General features: G+C 62.5%; 18 protein-coding genes and 1 riboswitch. Of the genes, 8 read left to right on the forward strand and 10 right to left on the reverse strand.

Annotated elements, in window-relative coordinates; genetic code table 11:
* Positions 1 to 90: 90 nt before the first annotated feature.
* From DFO48_RS22585 to DFO48_RS22590, 3 genes are all read right to left on the reverse strand, one after another.
* Complete coding sequence (locus DFO48_RS22585) at positions 91 to 1,227, reverse strand: branched-chain amino acid ABC transporter substrate-binding protein (RefSeq protein WP_003078665.1); 1,137 nt, start codon at positions 1,225 to 1,227, stop codon at positions 91 to 93.
* Between the two features lie 89 nt (positions 1,228 to 1,316).
* On the reverse strand, positions 1,317 to 1,454 hold the full coding sequence (locus tag DFO48_RS25335) for a hypothetical protein (RefSeq protein ID WP_155278091.1): 138 nt from the start codon (positions 1,452 to 1,454) through the stop codon (positions 1,317 to 1,319).
* Between the two features lie 13 nt (positions 1,455 to 1,467).
* Positions 1,468 to 2,010: a 6,7-dimethyl-8-ribityllumazine synthase gene (locus tag DFO48_RS22590; protein WP_114864833.1), complete on the reverse strand. Its 543-nt coding sequence runs from the start codon at positions 2,008 to 2,010 to the stop codon at positions 1,468 to 1,470.
* 90 nt (positions 2,011 to 2,100) lie between these two features.
* Positions 2,101 to 2,269: riboswitch (FMN riboswitch) on the reverse strand.
* Between the two features lie 270 nt (positions 2,270 to 2,539).
* On the opposite strand from DFO48_RS22590, the gene DFO48_RS22595 reads away from it, so the two are divergent.
* Both DFO48_RS22595 and DFO48_RS22600 read left to right on the forward strand, forming a co-directional pair.
* Positions 2,540 to 3,139, forward strand: a complete 600-nt coding sequence (locus DFO48_RS22595; protein ID WP_233506494.1) for a hypothetical protein — start codon at positions 2,540 to 2,542, stop codon at positions 3,137 to 3,139.
* An 87-nt stretch (positions 3,140 to 3,226) separates the two neighbouring features.
* On the forward strand, positions 3,227 to 3,910 hold the full coding sequence (locus DFO48_RS22600; protein WP_114864835.1) for a DUF4124 domain-containing protein: 684 nt from the start codon (positions 3,227 to 3,229) through the stop codon (positions 3,908 to 3,910).
* A gap of 123 nt (positions 3,911 to 4,033) precedes the next feature.
* On the opposite strand, the gene DFO48_RS22605 is transcribed toward DFO48_RS22600, so the two are convergent.
* A complete protein-coding gene (locus tag DFO48_RS22605) occupies positions 4,034 to 4,921 on the reverse strand; it encodes an SDR family oxidoreductase (protein WP_114864884.1) in 888 nt (295 codons plus the stop codon).
* Positions 4,922 to 5,090: 169 nt separating this feature from the next.
* On the opposite strand from DFO48_RS22605, the gene DFO48_RS22610 reads away from it, so the two are divergent.
* Together DFO48_RS22610 and DFO48_RS22615 are read left to right on the forward strand one after the other, a co-directional pair.
* Positions 5,091 to 6,137 (forward strand): CDP-6-deoxy-delta-3,4-glucoseen reductase, encoded by a 1,047-nt coding sequence (locus DFO48_RS22610; protein ID WP_003078655.1) that lies wholly within the window; start codon positions 5,091 to 5,093, stop codon positions 6,135 to 6,137.
* A gap of 120 nt (positions 6,138 to 6,257) precedes the next feature.
* The gene (locus DFO48_RS22615; protein ID WP_233506496.1) at positions 6,258 to 7,226 is read left to right on the forward strand and encodes a tripartite tricarboxylate transporter substrate binding protein; all 969 of its coding nucleotides are present in this window, start codon (positions 6,258 to 6,260) and stop codon (positions 7,224 to 7,226) included.
* 117 nt (positions 7,227 to 7,343) lie between these two features.
* Here the strand turns inward: DFO48_RS22615 and folK are convergent, their stop codons facing one another.
* Genes folK through hda form a run of 4 tightly spaced genes read right to left on the reverse strand, consistent with a single transcriptional unit; the run spans position 7,344 to position 10,868 of the window.
* The gene (gene folK / locus DFO48_RS22620) at positions 7,344 to 7,856 is read right to left on the reverse strand and encodes a 2-amino-4-hydroxy-6-hydroxymethyldihydropteridine diphosphokinase (protein WP_003078652.1); all 513 of its coding nucleotides are present in this window, start codon (positions 7,854 to 7,856) and stop codon (positions 7,344 to 7,346) included.
* A complete protein-coding gene (pcnB, locus tag DFO48_RS22625; RefSeq protein ID WP_003078650.1) occupies positions 7,849 to 9,414 on the reverse strand; it encodes a polynucleotide adenylyltransferase PcnB in 1,566 nt (521 codons plus the stop codon). Before pcnB ends, folK begins: the two co-directional genes overlap by 8 nt.
* Positions 9,411 to 10,112, reverse strand: coding sequence for an HAD family phosphatase (locus DFO48_RS22630; RefSeq protein WP_034349549.1), 702 nt, complete (start codon positions 10,110 to 10,112; stop codon positions 9,411 to 9,413). The genes pcnB and DFO48_RS22630 overlap by 4 nt, the downstream gene beginning before the upstream one ends.
* Positions 10,113 to 10,169: 57 nt before the next feature.
* Entirely contained in the window at positions 10,170 to 10,868 is a 699-nt protein-coding gene (gene hda / locus DFO48_RS22635; RefSeq protein WP_003070849.1) for a DnaA regulatory inactivator Hda, read from the reverse strand.
* A gap of 357 nt (positions 10,869 to 11,225) precedes the next feature.
* Here hda and purM point away from each other — a divergent pair, with 357 nt between their 5' ends.
* Both purM and DFO48_RS22645 read left to right on the forward strand, forming a co-directional pair.
* Positions 11,226 to 12,278, forward strand: coding sequence for a phosphoribosylformylglycinamidine cyclo-ligase (purM, locus tag DFO48_RS22640; RefSeq protein ID WP_114864837.1), 1,053 nt, complete (start codon positions 11,226 to 11,228; stop codon positions 12,276 to 12,278).
* 37 nt (positions 12,279 to 12,315) lie between these two features.
* Positions 12,316 to 13,374, forward strand: coding sequence for an AI-2E family transporter (locus tag DFO48_RS22645; RefSeq protein WP_034349547.1), 1,059 nt, complete (start codon positions 12,316 to 12,318; stop codon positions 13,372 to 13,374).
* A gap of 24 nt (positions 13,375 to 13,398) precedes the next feature.
* Here the strand turns inward: DFO48_RS22645 and DFO48_RS22650 are convergent, their stop codons facing one another.
* Positions 13,399 to 14,247, reverse strand: coding sequence for a SirB1 family protein (locus DFO48_RS22650; protein WP_003078643.1), 849 nt, complete (start codon positions 14,245 to 14,247; stop codon positions 13,399 to 13,401).
* 104 nt (positions 14,248 to 14,351) lie between these two features.
* Positions 14,352 to 15,917 carry a murein biosynthesis integral membrane protein MurJ gene (gene murJ, locus DFO48_RS22655; RefSeq protein ID WP_114864838.1) on the reverse strand — a complete coding sequence of 522 codons (1,566 nt, stop codon included), beginning with the start codon at positions 15,915 to 15,917 and terminating at the stop codon, positions 14,352 to 14,354.
* Positions 15,918 to 16,151: 234 nt separating this feature from the next.
* Here murJ and rpsT point away from each other — a divergent pair, with 234 nt between their 5' ends.
* Both rpsT and mqo read left to right on the forward strand, forming a co-directional pair.
* On the forward strand, positions 16,152 to 16,445 hold the full coding sequence (gene rpsT, locus DFO48_RS22665; protein ID WP_003052598.1) for a 30S ribosomal protein S20: 294 nt from the start codon (positions 16,152 to 16,154) through the stop codon (positions 16,443 to 16,445).
* Between the two features lie 325 nt (positions 16,446 to 16,770).
* Complete coding sequence (gene mqo / locus DFO48_RS22670) at positions 16,771 to 18,465, forward strand: malate dehydrogenase (quinone) (RefSeq protein WP_003078637.1); 1,695 nt, start codon at positions 16,771 to 16,773, stop codon at positions 18,463 to 18,465.
* Positions 18,466 to 18,483 lie beyond the last annotated feature (18 nt).

The following is an 18,483-nucleotide window of genomic DNA, read 5'->3' on the forward strand; positions in this document are numbered from 1 at the left end:
AGGCGCTGAAAGCAAAAAAGCCTGCAAATGCGAGGCATCCGCAGGCTTTGCAAAACAGGCCACACCACATGGCCCGTCGCACTCAAGCCATCATTTCAGGTCGATAGGCGTCTTGTTGCCGCCAACATAGCGGCTCAGCGTGTAGCTGGGGTTCTTCATCTCGCCATTTTTCTCGAACTGGATCTTGGAGGTCACACCCGAATAGTCGGACTTCTGCAGGAAGGGGATATAGACCTTGGGGTCCCATGAATTGGCACGCTTCATGGCATCGGCCAGCAGCATGGTGCCGTCATAGAAATAGGGGCTATAGACCTGGAACTGGCCGGGGTACTTGGCGTCATAGCGCTTCTTCCACTCCGTGCCGCCAGGCATCTTGGCAATGGAGGCACCACCATCGGCGCAGACCACGTTCTCCAGAGGCTTGGCGCCGGCAGCCACCTTGGCCAGCTCGGTCACGCAAATACCGTCACCGCCAAACATCTTGACGTCGTTCATGCCCAACTGGGCCATCTGGCGCAGCATGGGACCGGCCTGGCCGTACATGCCGCCGTAGAAGATGGCATCGGGCTTCTTGGCCTTGATGGAGGTCAGAATGGCCATGAAGTCCGTGGCCTTGTCGTTGGTGAACTCGTTGGCCACGATCTTGATGCCCTGCTTTTCGGCATCCTTCTTGAACACATTCGCCAGACCCTGGCCATAGGCCGTGCGGTCGTCGATCACGGCCACGTTCTTGAGCTTGAGGTTCTTGGCCGCATAGGTGGCGAGGGCCGCGCCCAGGGCGTTGTCGTTGGCAATCACGCGGTAGGTAGTGTTCCAGCCGGGCTTGGTCAGGTCGGGGTTGGTGGCCGCACCTGTGATCATGGGAATGCCGCAGTCCTGGAAGACCTTGGACGAAGGAATCGCCACGCCGGAGTTCACAAAGGCGACGGCACCGGCCACCTTGTCATCGCAGAGCTTCTGCGAAGCGGCCGTTCCCTGCTTGGGGTCGGCCACATCGTCTTCGGCCACCAGCACGAACTTGACCTTCTTGCCGCCGATTTCCATGCCTTTGGCGTTCAGGTCCTCGATGGCCATGCGCACGCCGTTTTCATCGTCCTTGCCGAAGTGAGCCTGAGGGCCGGAGGTCGGGCCGATATGGCCGATCTTGATGATCTGCTCCTGGGCCATCACGCCCCCCGCCATACCTGCTACGACTGTCGCGATACACAACTTGCCAAAATTCTTCATTGCGCACTCCACTCGGTTGAGACAAGACGCAACCTTATGCCCCGCGACAGGCAATTGGCAATGAGGCAATCACATAGGTGCAGCGAGTGCTACACCGGCACAACAATCAGTGTTTTCAGGGATCGGCAAGCGCCCCGGGCTGTGCTGGAAAAAACCGCCGCAAGCCCTTGCTCGCGAAATGGCAGCAGCGCCAAAGAAAAACGCCCCAGACTGGGGCGTTTTTTCATCAAGGCCTGCTGCTCAGGCAGCCTTGGCCTGCAGCAGAGCATCCGCCTTGGCATGCTGGTCCAGCGTGCTCAGGCAGGCATGGGCCACTTCCACGCCCTTCTTCACGAAGTGCTGGCGGAAGAACTCCACATGATCACCATGCTCGTGAAAATCGCGCGGCGTCAGCACGGCGGAGAACACGGGCACTTCGGTATCCATCTGTACTCGCATCAGACCATCGATCACGGCCGTGGTCACGAATTCATGGCGATAGATGCCGCCGTTGACGATCAGTGCCGTGGCGATCACTGCATCGAAACGACCGCTTTGTGCCAGCTTCTTGGCCAGCAGCGGGATTTCAAAGGCACCGGGTACGCTGAAATGCGTGATGCTGGCGGCCTGCACGCCCTGCGCCTGGAGTTCGGCCTGGGCCGCATCGCGGGCCTGATAGACCACTTCGGTGTGCCAGCTGGCGCTGATGATGGCAATGCGGCTGCGGCCGGCCACGGTCTTCCAGGGCGTACCTTCGGAAGTCGCGTGAGTGGCAAAGTTCATGGAGATAGGGGTCTGATTCATGGTGGTATTTCCAGAAAATTCCAATGAATCAGGGCGTGCGCGGGAACACCTGCCCATGCGGCAGCGATAGCTGCATCACGGACCGATGCTGCGCGATCTCTTTCATCCGGACTATGACCGTCGGCTCTGGCATCTCACCAGATCTGCTGACCCTGCAGGCTCTGGCGAGACTGCAGGCGCTCGCGGGCTGCTGCAGTCAATGCAAGGCATTGCCGCAGATACCGCCGGTGGGGAATTGCACCCCGCCCTGAGAACGCTGCTTTGCGGTGAACTTGGATGCACCGCAAGACGAAGTCATTCTAGCGACGCTTTGGCAGCGCTCCAGGCAAAAGGGTCACTATGGCGTCAACCTGAAAATTCATTAAAAGCTGCCTTGATCACTCAGCAGCCAATCGCAAGCAGCTCTCATTTAATGAGCAGACAGCTTCATGAGGTCAACCCGGAACAGTCGCCGGACGTTAAGAGCACAGGGCATTGCGCCCACCCACACCTCACCAGACAAGCCATGAAACCATTCCTGCAGGCATCGATGTCCACCTCCAAACGCTGGGCCAGCATGGGAGCTTTGGCTGTGCTGTGCACTGCCTGCGCGGTTCCCGGTGAGTTTGACTCCGGCTATGGCGGTGGTTATGGCGGCAGCTATGGCTCCACCACCATCTACAGCACCCAGCCTGCTTATCCGGCCCACCCGGTCTACCAGGGTCAGGACCGCAATGACTGGGCCTGGCGCGAGCGTGAGCGCCGTCAGTGGGAGCGCCAGCGCGAGCTGGAACGTGATCGCGCCCAGAACATGCGCGATCGCGAGCAATGGCAACGCCAGATGGAGCGCGACCGCGCTCAGCAACAGCGCGACCAGCAGCGCATGCAGGATCAGCAACGCCGTGAATGGGATCGTCAGCAATCCCAGAACCGTCGTGATCAGGACCAGATGCGCCGCCAGCAGGAGCGCGAACAACAACAGCAGTCGCAGCAACGCGAGCGTGAGCGCATGCAGGCCGAACGTAATCGCCAGCAACAGGCCCGCGACCGCCAACAGCAAGACCGCGAACGTGAGCGCGACCAGCGCCAGCAGCAACACCAGCGCGAAGGCCAGCAGCAAGGCTTTCCTCCTCGCGGTGACTGGCGTTGACCGGGCGCTGTGGCACGTCACCGCTTCTGCTTTTCCTGCCGCCACTTCATAATTTGCAGGCACTCAAACGCCTTTGAAGGAGCGGTCATGCCAGAGCCCCTATCTACCGCCGTCACCATGCGCAAGCTGCCGCTGGGCTTGCTGCTGGGCTGGGTGCTGATCGCAGGCACGGCCCAGGCGCAGGTCATGCGCTGTGTCGATGCCAAGACCGGCGAGGTGACCTATACCAACGGCCGCTGCATCTCGGGCGAAATGAGCACGCAGATTCAGGCGGCGCAAAGCGCCGAGGAAATTGCGGCCGAGCGTGCCAATGCCAGCCAGGCGCGGGAGCGGAGCAAGGCCCAGATGGCGCGCGACGATGCCCAGCGCCGTCAGCGCGAAGAGCAGGAGCGCAAGGAGCGCGAAGCCGCCGAGAAAGCCCAGGCCCGGGCCGATGCCAATCTGGAAAACACGCCCGCCTGCCGCCAGGCCCGCGAGCGCTACAACGCCATACTGGCCGAAGCCAGCCCCGATCCTGCCACCTGGGGCGAACGCAGCCACGCAGCCCAGGCCCAGATGGAGATGAGCTGTCTAGGCACAGCCGCCTACCAGCAGCTGCAGCAAAGCCGGGCGCTGCAGCCCAATGCCATCAACCGCCCGCAGTGGGGCTATGGCTATCCCAACCGCTACCCGCCGGCACGTCCCACGCCATCGCAGCCGCCCGCCAAGATCGTCAACTGCAACGTCTTCCGCTGCTATGACAACCGCGGCGGCGTTCATCCAATACCGTAATCCCCCTGAGGCGCTGTGCGCCTTCCCCCAGGGGACGACAGCTTCGCTGCGCGGCGGCGCCTGCTTGCTGCCCGATGCCTGGCCGTGCCAATTTTTGATGGTCGTGCTCTTTCTTGGTCCTGCCTAGCTTTGCAGGCCCTCGGTCACCGTGGGATAGCGCAGCCTGAGTCGCAACTCGCGCTTGAGCCGCCGATTCGACAGCCGCCGCGACTCGCTCATGAAACTCAGTAGACTCGCCGGCAGTTCGGTCTGCGCCTGCTCGCGCGAAATGCGCGGCGGCCGGGCCAGGCCGTAGAGATCGGCCGCCAGATCGAAGTAATCCCCCATCTTCAACTGCGTGTCGTCGCTGGCGTGATAGATGCGCTGCGGCTTGCCACGCCACAGCGCAAGCAGACAGGCTCGCGCCAGGTCATCGGCATGAATATGGTTGGTATAGACATCGTCTGCGGGCTGCAGCACGGCGGTGCCTCGCTGCAGCCGGGCGCGGGGCGTACCGCCCTCACGATCAGGTGCGTAGATGCCGGGAATGCGCAATATGCTGACCCGCAGACCCGAGCGCCCTGCAAAGCGCACCGCGAGCTCGGCATTCACACGGCGCTGCGCCCTGGCGGTCGTCGGCGCGACGGACCGGGTTTCGCTCACCCACTGCCCCTGGCAGTCGCCATAAACGCCTGAGGTCGACGCATACACCAGGCTGCGCGGCAGACTGCGCAGGCGCAGTGTCCGCATGAGAGCCGTGGTGCGGGAGTCCAGCCACGAGCGTTCATCCCCTGCAACCGGTGCCTGAGGCGGTGCCAGATGCAGCACCCGCGTCGCAATGCCTGCCAGTCTGCGCAGGCTGGCCGGGTCATCCAGATCCCCCCACAAGGGCTTCACGGCCTGGGCATGCAGCTGCTCGGCCCGCACCGGGTTGCGGCTCAAGGCCAACACCTGAATGCCGTGCCTGCCACCGCCTGAAGCGACCGGCAATCGGGCCACGCGCTGACCCACATCGCCGTAGCCGACGATCAATAAGCGTTCACGACGAAAGCGCGCTGGCAGCGCGCCCAATGGGCTTTGGTTTGAAGGCAAAATCGGGACCTGCTGCGTACAAGATCTAAGGAGCCACTGGCGTTGCTGCGACAGCAGCAGCGCCGACAAAAAGGCTGCCGGATACGCCTTCAAGGATAACCAAAACGTCATGACCGAGATTGCCCACGCTTCGTTTGAAATTACCGTCCAGCCCAGCGGACGTGCTTTTGCCACTCAGGGCGCTGAAACCATTCTGGCCGCGGCCATTCGCACCGGCGTCGGCCTGCCCTATGGCTGCAAGGACGGTGCTTGCGGCTCCTGCAAGTGCAAGAAGCTCAGCGGCGAAGTCAGCCACGGCACGCACTCGGACAAGGCTCTGACCGCCGAAGAGGAAGCCGGCGGCTATGTGCTGACCTGCTGCGCCACGCCCCACAGCGATGTGGTTCTGGAGTCGCGCCAGGTCACGGACGCCAGCTCCTTCCCCATCAAGAAGATGCCCGTGCGCGTGGCCGCCCTCGAAAAGAAATCGCATGACGTGATGCAGGTGCGCCTGCAGCTGCCAGCCAGCGAGAAGTTCCGCTACCACGCAGGCCAGTATGTGGAGTTCATCCTGCGCGACGGTGCCCGCCGAGCCTACTCCATGGCGACCGCGCCCCACGTGCAGGAGACTGCGCCCGGCATCGAGCTGCATATCCGTCACATGGAAGGCGGCAAGTTCACCGACCATGTCTTCGGCGGCATGAAGGAAAAGGAAATCCTGCGTGTGGAGGGCCCGTTCGGCAGCTTCTTCCTGCGCGAGGACTCGGACAAGCCCATCATTTTGCTGGCCTCGGGCACGGGCTTTGCCCCTATCAAGGCACTGATCGAGCATATGCGCCACAAGAGCATCAACCGCCCCGTCACGCTGTACTGGGGTGGCCGTCGCCCCACCGACCTGTATGACGCCAGCTGGATTGCCGAGCACACGGCCTCCATGCCCCAGTTCAGGTATGTCCCCGTGATCTCCGATGCCCTGGCCGAAGATGCCTGGACGGGCCGCACCGGCTTTGTCCATCAGGCCGTGCTGGACGACTTTGCCGACCTGTCCGGCTACCAGGTCTATGCCTGCGGTGCCCCCATCGTTGTGGATTCAGCCCGCGCCGCTTATACCAGCGAACGCGCGCTGCCTGCCGAAGAGTTCTACGCCGACGCCTTCACCTCCGAAGCGGACAAGTAAGAACGCTGTTTTGCACAAACCCCGATGCATTCCATGGTGCATCAGGGTTTACGCGCAATTTTCTTGCACAAGTAACCGCCAGCTCCGGAGCCGCTGCAATTTTTTGCACAATAGAGCTCTATGAACCGTAGAAACAGCCTTCTCTCGGTCATGGCGGCCGTTGCTGCCTTGGCCTCTCCCCTCTCCCAGGCCCAAGAACCCATCCGTCTGATCGTGCCCTATGCGCCCGGTGGTCCGCTGGACATCACCTCGCGCGCACTGGCAGAGCGGGTGCGCGACTCCCTGGGCGTCGTCATCATCGACAACAAGGCGGGTGCCGGTGGCAATATCGGCGCCGACGCCATTGCCAAGGCTCAGCCCGACGGCCTGACCATAGGCCTGGCCGCCACAGCCACCCATGCCGTCAACCCCTGGCTCTACACCAAGATGCCCTATGACGCAGGCAAGGACTTTGCCGGTATCACCCAGATGGTGCGCGTGCCCAATGTGCTGGTGATGAATGCCGCCAAGGCCGAGCAGCTCAAGATCCATAGCGTGGCCGATCTGATCACCTACGCCAAGGGCCATCCCGGCAAGCTCAACTACGGCAGCGGCGGCAATGGCTCCGCAGGCCATCTGGCCGGCGAGATGCTCAAGCAAAAGGCCGGCATCTTTGCACTGCACGTGCCCTACCGTGGCGCCAACCCAGCCCAGCTGGCCCTGCTGTCTGGCGAGGTGGACTTCAATATCGACAACCTGGCTGCGGCCGCGCCCAATATCAAGAGCGGCAAGCTGGTGGCTCTGGCTGTGACTTCGCTCAATGCCTCGCCGCTGCTGCCCGGCGTGCCTGCGCTGTCCAAGACCTACCCCGGTTTTGCCATTGACACCTGGTGGGGACTGGTTGCCCCGGCCGGCACCCCCAAGCCCGTGCTGGACAAGCTGAGCAAGGCCTTCAATGATGCCCTGCAAGCACCGGAAACCAAGACCCGCTTCAACGCCCTGATGGCCGAACCCGTGGGCTCCACGCCTGCAGAATTCGACAAATTCATGGCCACCGAGCGCGCCAAGTACCAGTCCATCGTCAAGGCCTCCGGCGCCAAGGTCGACTGATAGCTGCTGACGCCGATTGAAAAGCCCCGGGAGCCATTGGCAGCCGGGGCTTTTTTTCATAGGTGATCTCGGCATCCATCGCTTGCCAGGCAAGCGCGACAAGCTATTAAATCAGAACTACGCTGACTGCTCTGTCCACCAACCCTGAGCCAGGCTGCGTTCTATGCCCTGGTCTGCCACGGCCTGCAGTTGCTCGGCGCTCACGCAGCCTGGCGCAATTTCGGCCAGCGGCAGCAGTACAAAGGCGCGCTGCCACATGCGCGGGTGGGGAAGGATCAACTCGGGATCGTCCGACTGACGGTTGCCCCATAGCTCGATATCCAGATCCAGCGTGCGCGGTGCATTGCGGTAGGGGCGCTCGCGTCCGGCCTGCAGCTCGATCGCCTGCAGCGCATGCAGCAGATTCAGCGGCTCCTGCCCGGTGCGCAGCAGCGCCACCGCATTCAGATAGTCAGGCCCGGAAGAATCAATGGGTTTGCTGCTGTAGAGCGAGGACACGGCCAGCAGCTCGGTCCGGGCCAGCCCGGCCATCGCCGCCACGGCCCAGGACAGGGTCTGGCGCGCATCACCGAGATTGGCCCCGAGACCGACGGCAACCGTATCGGTTGCCAGGGAAGGCGGTCTATTCATCGCCACCGGCGGCAGAAGCAGCGCCAGCGGATGGTTTGCGACGACGGCGGCGGCGCTTTTTGGGAGCGGCTGCGTCGCCTTCTGCGGCGACCTGATCCAGCGGACTGTCCTGTTCGCCTTCGGCTTTTTTCTTGGCCACGCGATGCACCTTGGGCGCCGTCTGCTGCTGGGCACGCTGGCGGGCCCGCTGTTCGTCGCGGGCCTGGGCGATCAGGTCATCGCGCTGGGCATCATCGGCCTGCTGGAACTCCTGCCACCAGCTGGCCAGGCTTTCCTCGACCTCGCCGATATCGGCACGCAGGCGCATGAAGTCAAAACCGGCACGGAAGCGCGGCTGCGCCACCATGGAGTGCGGAGTGGCTCCGGTGCGCTTGTCAAAACGCGGCTGCATGACCCAGATCTCGCGCATGTCGGCGGCCAGCTTGCCTCGGCCCGAGACATCGCCGATACGCTGATCGAACACCTCGTCAATCGACTCCTGCAGTGCAGGGAAAGGGTGATAGCTCTTGGCCAGACGCTTTTCCCAGCCCTGCTTGACGTCCTGCCACAGCACGCAGGCCAGCAAAAAGCTGGGCGCCACGGGCTTGCCTTCGGCCACGCGGCGGTCGGTATCCATCAGTGCAGCCTGCACGAAGGGATGGTCGGCGCGCTCCATGACCACGTCCAGCAGCGGATAGATGCCGCGCGACAGGCCCAGTTCCTTGAGCTGAGCCACCGAGGCCAGCGCATGACCGGTCTGCAGCAGCTTGAGCATTTCGTCGAACAGGCGGCTTTGCGGCACTTCCTGCAGTAGCGGCTCGCACTCGACCAGAGGCTTGGCAGTCTTGGCTTCGAGCTTGAAGCCCTTGCCACTGAGCTTGGCGGCAAAGCGCACGGCACGAATGATGCGCACCGGGTCTTCGCGGTAGCGCGTGGCCGGATCGCCGATCATGCGCAGCACCTTCTTCTTGGCGTCCGCTATCCCGCCGTGATAGTCGACCACGATCTGTGTCTCGGGGTCGTAGTACATGGCGTTGATGGTGAAGTCGCGGCGTGTGGCGTCCTGATCCTGCGGGCCCCAGACGTTGTCGCGCAGCACGCGGCCGCTGGCATCCACGGCATGTTTCAGCCCTGCCAGCTGATTCTTGCTGGTGCGTTCGTTGCCGCTGACCTGCTCGGCCGCGCTGTTGTCCAGAAAGGCGCGGAAGGTGGAGACCTCGATGACTTCGTTTTCCCGGCCACGGCCGTAGACCACGTGCACGATGCGAAAACGCTTGCCGATGATGAAGGCACGGCGAAACAGGTTCTTGACCTGCTCGGGCGTGGCATCGGTGGCCACATCGAAGTCCTTGGGACGCAGGCCCAGCAGCAGGTCGCGCACGGCGCCGCCGACGATATAGGCCTCGTAGCCCGAGCTCTTGAGGGTCTGCACCACGTCGATGGCGCGACGGTCAACCAGATTCGGGTCTATGCCATGCACCTGAACCGGCACTTCCTCACGCTTGCCGAACTTGGGCTTGCGCGAGCGGGGAGCTGCGGGCGCCTTGCCCAGCAGCTTGTCAATAATGGTCTTGATCATGGTGCTTCGCTAAATAGGTCCACGATGCGCCAGCCGCGTTCCTCGGCCAGGGCACGCAAGCGCGCATCGGGGTTGGTGGCCACCGGGTGATCCACTTTTTCAAGCAGGGGCACATCGTTCATGGAGTCGCTGTAGAAGGTCGCCTCGACATCCTCCCAGCGCAGGCCGCGCTGGGTCAGCCATTCGGTCATGCGCACGACCTTGCCTTCGCGCATATTGGGCACACCGTCAATCTCTCCCGTGAACCAGCCGCTGCCATCACGCACCAGCTCGGTCGCAAGCAGATGCTGCACGCCGAAAGCCTGGGCGATGGGGCGCGTCACAAACTCGTTGGTGGCCGAGGTGATGACCACGGTATCTCCCGCATCCAGGTGCTGCTGCACCAATGCCAGGGCGGCAGGCTTGATCGCAGGGCGAATCACCTCGTCCATGAAACGCTGGTGCGCAGCCGTGGCTTCAGCCTCGCCGCGCTGCACCACGGCAGCAGTGGCAAAGCGCACATAGTCGGGAATGTTGAGACGGCCCGCCAGATAGTCGTCAAAAAAGGCATCGTTCTGGCGCCCGAACTCCTCGCGGTCGCACCAGCCGATGGCAATGGAGAACTCGCCCCAGCCATGGTCGGAGTCCAGCGGCAGCAGCGTATGGTCCAGGTCAAACAGGGCCAGCCTGGGCTTGATAGCCAATTCAGAAGTAGACATGCAAATCCAACAAAAAGTGCTGTGGCATGGCCAAAGCGGGGAGCGTGAGCACAGGCCTCACTCGGTTTCCAGCATGGTCTTGAGCAGCGGGATGGTGATGGCGCGCTTGTTGCGCAGGGCAAAACCGTCCAGCATGTCCAGCAGCTGCATCAACGAGCCCAGATCGCGAGAAAAGCGCCTGAGCATGTAATCCATCACTTCGTCGCTCAGAAACACGCCACGGGCATCTGCCTCCTGACGCAGCACGGCACGCCGCGCCGACTCGTCGAGCAGATGCAGCTGATAGACATGCCCCCAGCCAAGACGGGTGCGCAAGTCCTCGCGCATCTTGAGATCGGCCACCGGCAACTGACCGGCGGCCAGCACCCAGCGCGGCAGACCGGTGGCGGGGCTGGTGGCATTCACAAACCAGTTGAAGGCACGCGCCTGCTGGAACGGGGTGTAGATGTCCACATCGTCCATCAGCACGGCGGCCCAGCGTTCGTCGAACTCGGGCGGGAACGGAGTGGATGCATCCATCCAGCCCACCATGGCCCCTTGCTCGCGCAGGGCTTCACGCACCGCCTTGAGCAAATGACTCTTGCCGGACCCTGCCTCACCCCAGAGATAAGTAGGCACTGGCGTTCGCGACTGCTGCAACTGGCCATCGCCCACCCAGTGACGCAGGTGATCGATCAACGCAGCATTGGGGCCGACAAAGAAACGCGCGAGCGTCGGGCCGGGCGCCATGCTGATATCCAGAGCCAGCTGCTTCATCTGCGACATACGCGCAGCGCCCCCTTTCCTGGGCACTCAACAGCCCATGCGGCGAAATCTGGCAGGAGATTCATCAGCATCAATGGTGGAAGAAACAAAGGCCCGGACGCGTATTCAGATCAGGCCCTGCAATATGCCCTAGCGTGATCACTCGGTAACAAAAGCACCAATTTTAGTCTGCACTCGCAGCCCCCGAGCGGCTTCGGGCTGATTTTGCCTACTGCCGTTGTTGTAGTCAGGCCATGAATGCTCCAGCAAAACCCTTTGACGCATGTCCGGGCGCCCCCGCTGCATGGGCAAGCGCCGTAGAATCCCGGGGTTTCCGCCCAGCAGGGCGCCCCCGCACCGGATCCATCGATGAGCTCTTCCGCATCCTCCTCTACCCCCATTTCCTACAAAGACGCCGGTGTTGACATCGACGCAGGCGACGCCCTGGTCGAACGCATCAAGCCCCTGGCCAAGAAAACCATGCGCGAAGGCGTGATGGCCGGCATCGGCGGCTTCGGTGCCCTGTTCGAAGTGCCCAAGCGCTACAAGGAACCCGTGCTGGTGTCCGGCACCGACGGCGTGGGCACCAAGCTCAAGCTGGCCTTCGAGTGGAATATGCACGACACCGTGGGCATCGATCTGGTGGCCATGAGCGTGAACGATGTACTGGTGCAGGGTGCCGAGCCCCTGTTCTTCCTCGACTACTTCGCCTGCGGCAAGCTGCATGTGGACACCGCTGCTGCCGTGGTGGGCGGTATTGCCAAGGGTTGCGAGCTGTCCGGCTGCGCGCTGATCGGCGGTGAAACCGCTGAAATGCCCGGCATGTACCCCGACGGCGAATACGATCTGGCCGGCTTTGCCGTCGGTGCGGTCGAAAAGTCCAAGATCCTCAGCGGTCAGAACGTCAAGCCCGGCGATGTGGTGCTGGGTCTGGCCTCGCACGGCGTGCATTCCAACGGTTTCTCGCTGGTGCGCAAGTGCATCGAGCGCGCAGAAGCCCAGGGCACTGTGCCCGAGACCCTGGACGGCAAGCCCTTCAAGGCCGCCATCATGGAGCCCACCCGTCTGTATGTGAAGAACGTGCTGGCAGCACTGGACAAGCACCCCATCAAGGCCCTGGCCCACATCACCGGCGGCGGCCTGCTGGAAAACATTCCCCGCGTGCTGCCAGAAGGCACCGCAGCCCATCTCAAGGCTGGCAGCTGGCCTCAGACCGAGCTGTTCGCCTGGCTGCAAAAGACCGCCGGCATTGACGACATCGAGATGAACCGCACGTTCAACAACGGTATCGGCATGGTGGTGGTGGTGGCCGCTGAAGACGCAGAAGACACGGCAGCCACACTGGCCGAGCTGGGCGAGAAGGTCTACAGCATCGGAGCCATCACGGAAATCGGCTCCGGCAAGCCCGTTGAAGTTCGCTAAGCAAATCTTCATCACAGCCCCTCTACCCCGAGCCTGAATGACGCAGCATTTGCCCGCCCCCATCACTACGCAACCGGGCCCTTCGCCCAAGGTCATACTGGCCAGTTACATATTGATGGGAGCAGCATTGCTGCTCGTCATGCATCAGGGAATACTTCCCGGCCTGCTGTGCGTGTGCGTGGGTTTCATGTTGACCCGCTCACTGTCGCGCCTGCTGTCACGCGCCAATCCTCGCGCCTTTGCCAGCAACCAGCTGCCACGCTGGGCCCAGGTGGTTGCCACCACCATCGTGATTCTGGCGCCACTGGCCCTGCTCAGCGGCGCCCTCTCCCAGACCCGAACCTATATCACCGAAGCCCCTGCCCAGTACAAGGAACTGCTGGACTATCTTGCGGCCACGGTGCTGGAGCTGCGAGAGAAACTGCCCTCGGACATTGCCGATCAGCTGCCTGACGGCGCCCAGGAAATTCAAAGCAAGCTGGCCGGCTATCTGGCCGCCAAGGCCGGCGTGCTGGCCACGGCGGGCCGCGCCTGGCTGACCGGCCTGCTCTATGCCTATGTGGGCCTGATCATCGGCGCTCTGGCCGCCGTGCGTCCCATCGCCACGCGCCACCCGCCGCTGGTGCTGGCCCTGCAGCAGCGCATCGGACACTTTGCCCTGGCCTTCAAACAGATCGTGGCAGCCCAGTTCTGGATCGCCGCCTTCAACACCTTGCTGACGTCCGTCTTTCTGCTGGCCATATTGCCGATCTGGAAGCTGCAGCTACCCTACACCCCCGCGCTGATCACGCTGACTTTCATCGCCGGACTGATCCCCATCGTCGGCAACCTGCTGTGCAACGCCGTGCTGACGCTGGTCGGCCTGTCGGTGTCGCCCGTGGCCGCCGCCGCCTGCCTGGGCTTTCTGATCCTGATCCACAAGGCCGAATACGTGATCAACGCCAAGGTCGTGGGCACACGCACACATATGGGCGTATGGGAGTTGCTGGCCGTGATGTTCGTGGCCGAGTCCGTCTTCGGCCCCGCCGGTCTGGTGGCTGCGCCGCTGTTCTATGCCTATCTCAAGAAAGAGCTGGAAGCCGCACACCTGGTGTAAGCAAGCTGCTTGCCACCAGGGCGTTCAGCCCGTCCGGCGCAGCCGGGCAATGGTTCTCGCGATGTAATCGGACTCCTGCCCTTGTGCGGAAGGCGCATAACGCTCCAGATCCGATAGCGCTCTTTCAATCACTCCCCATTGGGCATACGCCATACCGCGGTCCCTGAACAGCTCCTCGCGACCGGGCTGCAGCAAGATCAGGCGATTGAGCACGGCCACCAGCATGGGCCAGTCTTTCTGGACCTGATGAATCTCCTGCAGATTGCGCAGCATGCGCGCCACGACATCGCGGGGATGAGCGGCCTGCAGATACAGCCCCAGCGGCGGCGCATCGTCGGGTGTAATGCCTGCCTGATCGAGAAACGGCTGCAAGCGCTCTGCCAAGGCGCTTGCGGAGTAGGAATCGCCCGTCAACGGATCCTGCACCACCTGCCCCTGTGGCAGCATGACCTTGACCAGGAAATGCCCTGGAAAGCCTATGCCCTCCACCGTCAGACCAATGCTGGAAGCCAACTCCAGCCAGATCAGCGCCACGCTGATGGGAATGCCGCGCCTTGTCTGCAGCACATGGTGGATATAGCTGTTGGCGGGGTCGTAATAGTTGTTGAGGTTACCGGCAAAGCCCAGTTCGCCATAGAAGAACTTGTTGAGCGCACTGAGCTTGCGCAAACCGTCCTCCTCGCCTGCCAGACGCTGTACCAGACGCACTTGCAGCCTGTCCAGCTCGGCCAGCACGGATTGCAGGTCAAGATCAGGTTCGGCATCCTGAGCAATGCTGATGGCTGCTTCCATCAAGGCAAAGTTTTCATCACTCTGCACCAGAGACGCAAAATACTGCAGGGCCGTGGGGTACTCGTCTATCGTCCAGCTCATAGGCTGATTTGTAAGCCGCCTTGGCAGGTCATGCAAGCGAAATCCCCTTGATATGCCTGTAAAACCTGCGCTGACCGCTCACTTTTCCATGAGCAGCCCAAGCTTTAACGGCGCAGCAACTGACGCAGATTCAGACCCGAGAGCTTCAGCACGCCAAAGTAAAGCACGGCGGCCCCAGCCATCATGGCGGCCAGCAGCGCTGCGCGCAGCAAGCCATTGCTGCGCAAGCCCACCCAGTCAAAGTGCTGACTGCCCCAGAGCAGCAGCACCGCCAGCAAGGCACTGGCCGCGATCACCTGCAAAATGAACTTCAGCCAGCCCGGCCCGGGCTTGTAGGTGCCGCGGCGCAGCAGGCCGATGAGCAGCCAGCTCGCATTGACCAGTGCGGCCAGGCCGATGGACAGGGCCAGCCCCGTGTGCTTGAGCCAGGGCACCAGCACCAGGTTGAGCAACTGCGTAATCACAAGCACCACGATTGCAATCTTCACGGGTGTACGAATGTCCTGGCTGGCGTAGTAGCCGGGCGCCAGCACCTTGATGGCCACCAGGCCGAGCAGGCCGGCGCCATAGCCCATCAGCGCCAGGGCAATCTGCCCCACATCGCTGTCATGCAAGGCACCACGATGGAACAGCGTGGCCACCAGCGGCGTGGCAAAGGTCAGCAGGCCCACGGCGCAGGGCACGGCCAGCAGCACCACCAGACGCAGGCCCCAGTCCAGCATATTGGAATAGCGCTCGCCGTCGCCGGCCGCCTTGGCGGACGCCAGCTGCGGCGTCAGCACCACGCCCAGCGCCACGCCCAGCAAGGCCGTGGGGAACTCCATCAGGCGGTCGGCATAGAACAGCCAGGTCACGCTGCCGGGAGCCATGTAGGAGGCGATCTGGGTATTGATCATCAATGAGACCTGGGCCACGCCAACCCCCAGCAGCGCCGGCCCCATCAGCGTCAGGATGCGGCGCACCCCCGCCTCGTCCCAGGCTGCGCGAATGGCTGCGGGCGAGAAGCCGATGCGCGGCATCAGCCCCATGGAGCGCAGCGCAGGAATCTGTACCGCCAGTTGCAGCACGCCGCCCAGCATCACGCCGCCAGCCATGGCATAGATGGGCTCTATGCCCTGCTTCTCGAACCAGGGCGCACCCAGCAGAGCCGCCACGATCATGCTGAGATTGAGCAGCACGGGCGTGGCGGCCGATACCGCGAACTTCTTCCAGGTATTGAGAATGCCCGCCGACAGCGCCACCAGCGACATGAAGCCGATATAGGGGAACATCCAGCGCGTCATCACCACAGCGGCTTGATAACCGTCGGGCGACTGGCGCATGCCGCTGGCCAGCAGCCAGACCAGCAGCGGAGCGCCGATCACGCCCAGCACGCAGACCACCAGCAGCGCCCAGAACAGCAGGGTTGCGACATGGCTGATCAGGTGGCGCGTGGCCTCCTCGCCATCCCGGGTCTTGCTGGCGGCCAGCACCGGCACAAAGGCCTGACTGAAAGCGCCTTCGGCAAACAGACGGCGAAAGAGATTGGGAATTCTGAATGCGACATTGAAGGCATCGGTCAGCGCATTGGCGCCGAACATGGAGGCCATGAGCAGATCGCGTACCAGCCCCGAAATACGGGAGGCCAGCGTCAGAAGAGATACGGTGGAGGCGGCTTTGAACAGTGACACGCAGCGAAGTGTATGCGTTCATGCCAAGCGCTGCAGACTGATTTGCGGCGCTTTTCACTCTGTAGCAATCCAGCGATCTCAAAGCAGACACGGCCCAACACAGAGACATCGAGCAAGGGCCGCCCCGCCGCGAGGATGTCGTCCCCCTTAAAGGGGGAAGCGGCGAAGCCGCACAGGGGGTGATACAATCCACGGTTTTGCTGACATCATCCTCAGACACACAAGGAAATAATCATGGCAACTAAAGCCAAAAAGAACCCCCGCCTGGCTTCCGGCCGCAAGCGCGCCCGCCAGAACGTCAAGCTGAACGCTGCGAACACTTCGCTGCGTTCCAAGTACCGTACTGCTGTCAAGAATGTCGAGAAGGCTGTTGTGGCCGGCGACAAGACCAAGGCAGCTGAACTGTTTGCCAAGGCTCAGTCCGTGATCGACGCGATCGCTGACAAGGGCATCTTCCACAAGAACAAGGCAGCTCGCGATAAGAGCCGCCTGTCCGCCAAGGTCAAGACCCTGGCTCTGGCTGCTTAATACCAGCCTCCCTCAAGCACGGATGACTTCGGTCATCTGCCGTTTGTAACGGGTGCGCTGTCAGCAAAAAACATCAAAACCGCCCTAGGGCGGTTTTTTTGTTGTCCGCGCTCGACAGTTGACTGCCTCATCAGCGCATGCGCAAACCGCCTCTCCTTTAGCACAAAGCGTCCTAATACGAATTGATTAGCGTCAGATTTTGACTTCCCTAGGACAATCCCCAGGTCGGGGAGTCTCATGTCTTTTATAGGACTTGCCCCGTATCTTCGCAAAAAGCCTGCCGCCTGCCCGCAGGCTTTTTTGATAGTCAAGTCTAGAAAAAGTCATGAAAAAGTCGATCAAAGCAGGACTGGGAGCCGTCGCGGCCCTGGTCCTGGCCGCGCTGTTATTTTTGTTTTGGCCAATATTCCCTCGCTCCGTGCCCAAGGCCGAGAACGAGCAGCCCGTCGATGTGGTGATGGTGGGTGCCGGCGTGATGAGCACGACGCTGGCCACCTACCTGCAGGAGCTGCAGCCCGACTGGAAGATCGAGGTCTTCGAACGCCTGGACGGCGTGGCCCTGGAAAGCTCCAACGGCTGGAACAACGCCGGCACCGGCCACTCGGGCTTTGCCGAGCTCAACTACACGCCCCAGCTGCCCGACGGCAGCGTGGAAACCAAGCGCGCCGTGGGCATTGCCGAGCAGTTCGAGGTGACGCGCCAGTTCTGGGCCCACCAGGTCGGCCGCGGCCACCTGCAGTCGCCCGAGACCTTCGTGAACGCCACGCCCCACATGAGCTTCGTCTGGGGTGATGACAACATCGCCTTCCTCAAGAAGCGCCAGCAGGCCCTGGTTCAGAACCCTCTGTTCTACGGCATGGAGTACTCCGAAGACCAGGCACAGATCAAGAAGTGGGCCCCGCTGATGATCGAAGGCCGTGACCCGGCCCAGAAGATCGCCGCTACCTACATGCCCCTGGGCACCGACGTGAACCATGGCGTCTGGACCGAGCAGCTGATGGCCTCGCTCCAGAAGAGCCCCAACTTCCAGCTGCACCTGCAAAGCGAAGTCACGGCCCTGCGCCAGAACGCAGACAAGACCTGGAACGTGACCGTGGCGGATCTGGCCAAGGGCGGCCAGGAAAAGACTGTCAAGGCCAAGTTCGTCTTCGTCGGTGCCGGAGGTGCCGCACTCAAGCTGCTGCAGGCCTCGGGCATCCCCGAATCCAAGAACTACGCCGGCTTCCCCGTGGGCGGCCAGTTCCTGGCCATCGAGAACCCCGAGCTGGCCAAGCGCCACGACGTCAAGGCCTACGGCATTGCCTCCACCGGTTCGCCCCCCATGTCCGTGCCCCATCTGGACGCCCGTCAGCTCGACGGCAAGCCCGTGGTGCTGTTCGGCCCCTTCGCCCTGGCCACCACCAAGTTCCTCAAGAACGGCTCCTGGTGGGATCTGTTCTCCTCGGTCACCCATGACAATCTGATGGGCATGCTGCGCGTGGGCATCCACAACCTGGATCTGGTCCAGTACCTGATGCAGCAGGCAGAGCTGACCGACGCAGACCGTCAGGCCGTGCTGGCCCAGTACTTCCCCGAAGCCAAACGCGAGGACTGGAAGCTGGTCACCGCCGGCCAGCGTGTGCAGATCATCAAGCGCGACCCTGAAAAAGGCGCCGTGCTGCAGTTCGGCACCGAAATCGTGGGCTCGGAAGACGGCAGCATTGCCGCCCTGCTGGGTGCATCGCCCGGCGCCTCGACCGCTCCCCACATCATGCTGAACCTGCTCAAGAAGTCCTTCCCCGAGCAGATGGCCAGCGCCGAGTGGAAGGCCCACATCCAGCAGATCGTGCCTTCCTACGGCCGCAAGATCAACGAGGATGCCGCCTATACCAACGAGATCCGCCGCATGACCAGCTCGGCCCTGAAGCTGCCCTATGTGGATGTTCCTGCCGATCTGGGCAAAAAGGCCGAAGCGGCTCCCGCGCCTGCCGCAGCTCCCCAGAACCCCACCCAGCTGAACAAGGAAATGCAGGCGCTCTAAGCCCAGCTCTCCCCGCAC

This window comes from Comamonas sp. AG1104 (assembly GCF_003350425.1).
Lineage (GTDB): Bacteria > Pseudomonadota > Gammaproteobacteria > Burkholderiales > Burkholderiaceae_C > Comamonas > Comamonas testosteroni.

Bases quoted from the DNA above. Each gene is read 5' to 3' on its own strand.
- DFO48_RS22585 (WP_003078665.1), bottom strand. From the start codon at position 1,227: ATGAAGAATTTTGGCAAGTTGTGTATCGCGACAGTCGTAGCAGGTATG.
- DFO48_RS25335 (WP_155278091.1), bottom strand. From the start codon at position 1,454: ATGAAAAAACGCCCCAGTCTGGGGCGTTTTTCTTTGGCGCTGCTGCCA.
- DFO48_RS22590 (WP_114864833.1), bottom strand. From the start codon at position 2,010: ATGAATCAGACCCCTATCTCCATGAACTTTGCCACTCACGCGACTTCC.
- DFO48_RS22595 (WP_233506494.1), top strand. From the start codon at position 2,540: ATGTCCACCTCCAAACGCTGGGCCAGCATGGGAGCTTTGGCTGTGCTG.
- DFO48_RS22600 (WP_114864835.1), top strand. From the start codon at position 3,227: ATGCCAGAGCCCCTATCTACCGCCGTCACCATGCGCAAGCTGCCGCTG.
- DFO48_RS22610 (WP_003078655.1), top strand. From the start codon at position 5,091: ATGACCGAGATTGCCCACGCTTCGTTTGAAATTACCGTCCAGCCCAGC.
- DFO48_RS22615 (WP_233506496.1), top strand. From the start codon at position 6,258: ATGAACCGTAGAAACAGCCTTCTCTCGGTCATGGCGGCCGTTGCTGCC.
- folK (WP_003078652.1), bottom strand. From the start codon at position 7,856: ATGAATAGACCGCCTTCCCTGGCAACCGATACGGTTGCCGTCGGTCTC.
- pcnB (WP_003078650.1), bottom strand. From the start codon at position 9,414: ATGATCAAGACCATTATTGACAAGCTGCTGGGCAAGGCGCCCGCAGCT.
- DFO48_RS22630 (WP_034349549.1), bottom strand. From the start codon at position 10,112: ATGTCTACTTCTGAATTGGCTATCAAGCCCAGGCTGGCCCTGTTTGAC.
- hda (WP_003070849.1), bottom strand. From the start codon at position 10,868: ATGAAGCAGCTGGCTCTGGATATCAGCATGGCGCCCGGCCCGACGCTC.
- purM (WP_114864837.1), top strand. From the start codon at position 11,226: ATGAGCTCTTCCGCATCCTCCTCTACCCCCATTTCCTACAAAGACGCC.
- DFO48_RS22645 (WP_034349547.1), top strand. From the start codon at position 12,316: ATGACGCAGCATTTGCCCGCCCCCATCACTACGCAACCGGGCCCTTCG.
- DFO48_RS22650 (WP_003078643.1), bottom strand. From the start codon at position 14,247: ATGAGCTGGACGATAGACGAGTACCCCACGGCCCTGCAGTATTTTGCG.
- rpsT (WP_003052598.1), top strand. From the start codon at position 16,152: ATGGCAACTAAAGCCAAAAAGAACCCCCGCCTGGCTTCCGGCCGCAAG.
- mqo (WP_003078637.1), top strand. From the start codon at position 16,771: ATGAAAAAGTCGATCAAAGCAGGACTGGGAGCCGTCGCGGCCCTGGTC.